This is a genomic window from Sphaerospermopsis reniformis, assembly GCF_005402885.1.
Classification (GTDB): domain Bacteria; phylum Cyanobacteriota; class Cyanobacteriia; order Cyanobacteriales; family Nostocaceae; genus Sphaerospermopsis; species Sphaerospermopsis kisseleviana.
Genome location: NZ_BJCE01000303.1, coordinates 1 through 5429 on the forward strand (window position 1 = coordinate 1; position 5429 = coordinate 5429).

General features: G+C 39.9%; 6 protein-coding genes. All 6 read right to left on the reverse strand.

Features of this window, described 5'->3' with window-relative positions:
• Window positions 1-306: 306 nt before the first annotated feature.
• The 6 genes from FFR48_RS24885 to FFR48_RS24910 all read right to left on the reverse strand — a co-directional run bounded on the left by FFR48_RS24885 (window position 307) and on the right by FFR48_RS24910 (window position 5310).
• Entirely contained in the window at window positions 307-819 is a 513-nt protein-coding gene (locus tag FFR48_RS24885; protein ID WP_137669218.1) for a hypothetical protein, read from the reverse strand.
• A complete protein-coding gene (locus FFR48_RS24890) occupies window positions 816-1502 on the reverse strand; it encodes a restriction endonuclease subunit S (protein WP_137669219.1) in 687 nt (228 codons plus the stop codon). The genes FFR48_RS24885 and FFR48_RS24890 overlap by 4 nt, the downstream gene beginning before the upstream one ends.
• A 4-nt stretch (window positions 1503-1506) precedes the next feature.
• Window positions 1507-1905, reverse strand: coding sequence for an N-6 DNA methylase (locus FFR48_RS30270; RefSeq protein ID WP_137669220.1), 399 nt, complete (start codon window positions 1903-1905; stop codon window positions 1507-1509).
• A complete protein-coding gene (locus FFR48_RS30275) occupies window positions 1859-2806 on the reverse strand; it encodes an HsdM family class I SAM-dependent methyltransferase (protein WP_137669221.1) in 948 nt (315 codons plus the stop codon). The genes FFR48_RS30270 and FFR48_RS30275 overlap by 47 nt, the downstream gene beginning before the upstream one ends.
• A 118-nt stretch (window positions 2807-2924) precedes the next feature.
• Window positions 2925-4397 carry a leucyl aminopeptidase gene (locus tag FFR48_RS24905; protein ID WP_137669222.1) on the reverse strand — a complete coding sequence of 491 codons (1473 nt, stop codon included), beginning with the start codon at window positions 4395-4397 and terminating at the stop codon, window positions 2925-2927.
• 103 nt (window positions 4398-4500) lie between these two features.
• Window positions 4501-5310, reverse strand: coding sequence for an alpha/beta fold hydrolase (locus FFR48_RS24910; RefSeq protein ID WP_096566736.1), 810 nt, complete (start codon window positions 5308-5310; stop codon window positions 4501-4503).
• Window positions 5311-5429 lie beyond the last annotated feature (119 nt).

A 5429-nucleotide genomic window follows, 5' to 3' on the forward strand; every position in this document is an offset into this window, starting at 1 on the left:
AAAAAGTGTGCATTTTTGGGGATTTCAAGAGATGGCAAAGAAATTTTCAAATCTCCTCCTGACTCCTGACTCCTGACTCCTGACTCCTATGCCCTCACGGAAAGACTTTCTCAGCAACCCCTAACTAAAGTTAGATATTTCGATGTAGCGAGGGTTGGCTGATAGGCATTGTTTTCCCACTGGCTAACTGTTTGCTGATAGACACCCTGTTATATCTTCCTCTACTATCATTGATAACATTCTACTAATCAGTTAGCATGGAACTGCTTCTTCTTTTAACTCTTTGAAATCTTTTAGTTTGTCTTTCTAATCATAATTTATTTGATATATATCAAATTGAATTTCAGTATTTTCTATATATTTATCAATAGTAAATTCCCAGTAATAACCATATTTTTTAAGCATTATAGATACAATAAACTCTCTAAGTGCATTTTCAATATTCATCACTAAAGGGAACAGTCGTTTACTGCGTTCATCTCCATAAGAGTTATAAACAAGAGTTGCTTTTTGAAAGTAATTTTCTGCTGGTATAACTAGAGAATTTTCTAGTTGGAAAGGTTCAACTGGAACAGCCATTTCAACATCAAAAGTTACCAAAATATAGGAACTTTTGCTAGACTGCCAGTGTACATTTAACTGAAACTCAAAATTTTGTGTAATATAGGCTGTTAGTTCATATTGGTTATTTGATGGATTTAAGGGGGTTGATTCATATTTGTCGTAGACAGCACCCAAATCATCGAAAAGATCATACAAGTATTTTTCCAATTCTTCTTGTGACTGTTCAAAGACGGTCACGTAACAAGCACGAATCATTCTTTTACTGTCCCGTGAAATATCTTTCCAAAAAGTTTCTGGGCTTCAGCACGGCAATCTTCAGAAGCTTTCGATAATTTCCCTGCCTCTTGTGTTAATCGTTGTGCTTCTGCAACAATCTGTTTTTGTTCATCAAGCGAGGGAAGCATCACAGGTAAATTATTTAGGGCAGTAATAGTTAACATAGGCTGAATGCTACCAGTCGCAAGGGAGTGAATCAGGGCTTGACCAACATCTGAATTAAGATAGAAAACTAAGTAAGCAGGATCAATTTTGTCTGTTAAGTGCAGTATTGCAAGATGTGTATCTATGTTGGCTGGTTCGTCAGATTCATAAACAGCAGCTATTCCCGGACGCATGATTAAACTAACCAGCACATCACCCTTATAAACTTGAGTTTTTTCTAGTTTCTTGTGTTCCTCTGGAGTTAGATAGCGCAGATGATTTAGGTTGATACCTTCAGTTGAAATATTACGTGCTGATATCAAAGGAATTTCGCCTATATCCTTAATCCCATTGATAAAATAACCACGCTGAGTAGTTCCTAAACTACCCAATTTGACTACTGGAAAGGGGCTTTTCTCTAACTGAGCCATTGCGCCTGTAATAGATTGGGAGTAAGGCTCGAAGTTCCAGACACCCTTTTGACGTAACTTTGAAAGATTAACTATGGTTTTTTCCATTGAACTACCTTCCTAATAACTCAGCTAAATCTTTAATTGCTTTCCTCACTTCTGGCGGTTCATTAACTTCATCTTCTGAGGCAGAAATACGACCAGATGAGTCATAGCCAATATCATCAATCCTAGCCATGTAAATCTTATCATCCTGCTCAATTTCTAGCTGATTTTCTGCTGTCAAAGGTATATCCCGCTTTTCTAGAAGAACCACGCTAGTTTTTACAGCAGCACCATAGGGTCTAAATGTTTCTTGTGGTAAACTCACAACTGCCTTCAATCTTGCCCAACGTAAAATCCAATCTCTAACATCCTGCATGGAACTATTTGCTAACACTCCATCAGGTAAAAGAATTGCTAACTTACAATAAAGCAACTTCTTGAGGAATACTTTTAACAACCTTGCCATTTTTCTTTGTCACCCCATCCCGTGAAGCAAAATCCTTCAAAATATTATCATTTGTCAATTTAGAACCAAATGGAGGATTAGTTAAAATCATCGTTAAACCTCCCAGATAAAACCCAGGACGTTCTGGAAGTCCTTCTGTAATTCCTCCTGTAATGCTACCCAATCTTTCCAGTGAATCCATAACCTTTAAATCGGCATATTGTGCGCCATTCATTAAAGTGTTAACTCGCGCTACGTGCATGACATTTCGAGAATATTCAGCCCCAAATAAATGATTATCTCGAAACTTGATAAACTCTTCCGTTGGTTCTTCAGGATTAATCCCTTCCGCACTACCACCATTATTTGCTATTGCTTTTGCATATTCCTGTTTACGCACATAATCCAAAACGTGGGTTAGCATCCGCGCTGAACCGCAAGCAGGATCACCAACATAATCATTTACTGTTGGTTGCAAAATTCCTACCATTAAATTAATTACTGGTGTAGGTGTGAAATATTGCCCCAAATCATCGCGGAAAGTCTTACTTAAAAAGTCCTCAAATACCCCACCTTTGACATCTGCTGAAGATTTTCGCAAACTCCAAGGCTGTAAACGCTTGACAATTTCCATTGTGGTGTGAGGCTTGAATTGCAAAACATCAGCTTCATTAAAAGCCAACCTCACACCCAAATCATCACCAAATTTTTTCGCTAGTGTATCCCGTTCCCACTGCTTTGCTTTTTCAAAAGTGTCTCTGACTTGAACTAATAAACGTTCTGGGTCTGTTTCATTACTGACACTAAATACATAAGCCCGTGATTCTCCTGTTTGCTTTACTAAGTCAATTGTTGCTTGTTCGTCGTACCACTTAGCAAACAAGAATTTAACCATTGCATCAACGGCTTCTTGTGGTTGCAAACCTTCATTGGTTACACCTAGCTAAATAATATGATATTTTGAGCGATCGCACTTTTATCTAGTTCTCATACAGAAACCATAAGGGCGGGTAAAACCCGCCCTATTTAAGTCACATTAACTAACTCAAAACCCAACTAACCAAAGTTCTCACCCCGAAACCGGTAGCACCAGCACCGTTATAGCCATTTTCCTTATCAGCCCAAACAGGACCAGCAATATCCAGGTGCGCCCAAGGAGTATCCTTAACAAACTGCTTCAAAAACAAAGCCGCAGTAATAGAACCACCGTAGCGAGGTCCGGTATTTTTCATGTCCGCAATACCCGATTTTAACCCTTCAAAATACTTTTCTTCCATCGGCATCCGCCAAATTTTCTCACCTGCTGCTTCTGAAGCGGTTTGTAGTTGGGAAGCTACTGTATCATCAGGTGTAAATAAACCAGCGATATCATCACCCAAAGCCACTACACAAGCACCTGTGAGAGTTGCTAAATCAACGATCGCATCTAAACCCAATTTATCCGCATAAACCAAAGCATCAGCCAAGGTTAAACGCCCTTCAGCATCGGTATTGTTGACTTCGATTGTTTTGCCATTTGATGCGGTTAAGATATCTCCTGGGTGCATTGCCTTACCGCTAATCATATTTTCGGTGACGGCTGAGATAAAGTGAACTTCCACATCTGGCTTTAGCTGCCCGATAGCTTTAGCAGCGCCTAAAGTTGACGCAGCGCCACCCATGTCAATTTTCATGGTTTCAATACCGCTACCAGCGCCTTTAATGTTTAAACCACCGGAGTCGAAAGTTAAACCTTTACCAATAATCGCTAATTTGCGTCTGGGTGTAGTAGCTGGTTTGTAAGTGAGGTGAATAAATTTAGGTGGTAATTCAGAAGCTTGGGCTACTCCTAAATATGCCCCCATACCTAATTTTTCACAATCTTCTTTTTCCAAAATTTGTAATTCTAAACCGTGTTCCTGAGCTATTGCTTGGGCGGTTTCTGCCATTGTAATGGGAGTAACAGCGTTAGCTGGGGCGGCTACTAACTGCCTTGCTAAAATTACCCCAGAAACAATTTGTTCTGCACGGGTAATAGCCGCTTCTTGTCCAGCTAAACCCAATAAATCAATAGTTTCAATGTTGGGATTTTTATCTTCTGGTTCAGATTTAAAGCGAGTATCTTGATAAAGTGCCAGTTGTGCGCCTTCTGCGATCGCTTGGGCTGTGGCTGCTGGATCGTTGTTGTAAACTGGTAAACTAACTGCCAGAGTTTTGGTTTTTTGCTTTTTGGCAGTGCGAGCGACAGCAGCAGCAACACGGCGTAAAGTTTCTAATTTCAAAGCATCCGGTTTTCCCAAACCTACCAAAATCACCTTCCGCACGGGATGACTAGCACCTAAGCGAATAACGACAGTGCTATGAGGTTTACCTGTAAATTCTTCTTCGGCAATGATTTCTTTGACAATTCCGGCGCATTTCTCGTCTAGAGTCGCTAAATCGCCTGTTAACTCTACTGCGTCTTCAAATAAGCCAACTGCTAAGGTATCACCAGTCCAATCTAATAAAGCTGTATTTGTAGGTTGAATCGTCATTTTTGTAATGTTCTGTAAACCTTCCTTACTTGTACCAGTATTGCTCAAAATTTCCAGCGTGTGGGAACTCCTGTTAAGATAATCCCTATTAGGGATTGTTTACCTACTTAGTAGCATGACTGTATTTTAAAGATTCTACAAATTCATGATCCTTCAAAATCTTATACAAATTCACATCTTCCTCTAATAAACAAGCATGACCACTATCAGGTAAGATTAATTTCTTAGGATTAGGTAAAATCTGATCTAACCGTTCCACTTCACTCACAGAAGGTAACAAGCGATCGCTCCCTCCAGCTATTAATAATACCTCTTGCTTTAATTTTTGCAATCTTTCCTCTTCAACTTGAAACTCCCGCAACAATGACAACCGCCAATTTACCGTTTCTGCGGGTAAAGAACGCATGGTTCTCAGCAGTTCATGGCGAATACTACTAGACATCCGTGATAAAGATGCTAAAAATGGTAGTAATCCTAATGCACCAATATCATAAAACCAAGATGGCACAAAGTCAGTCAGTTGAGATAAAGAATTGAGCCAAGGACGTAATTGAAAGGCTGAAGCAGGATTAATTAAAATAATACGTTTGAATAATTGTGGTGATTGGGTAGCGACTTTCATAGCTAAACAACCCCCAAAAGACTCACCACACAGGTAAACAGGACGGTGACAACTTCTTTCTAATTCTGCGTGAATTAAGTCTAAAACATTATTGGTTAACACCTCCCAGGTGGTGAGGTCTTGTCTGGGGATCGCTAAACAACGGACATCAAAACCCAATTCTAAGCCAGCAGTTTGCGATCGCAACATTTGACCAGTTCCATCCATTCCTGGTAAATAGACAAACAGGGGATACTCTGGTTGTACTCTTTTGGGAGTTAGGAAACAAGGTTTAAGTTCAATGTTTGTCATTTTGCCCGTGTGTCTCTATCTATTTGACCTTGTTTAACTGTACCGTTTCACTGCGAATTCTGGGGACTGGTGACTGGTGACTGGTGACTGGGGACTGGGGACTGGTGACTGGTGACTGG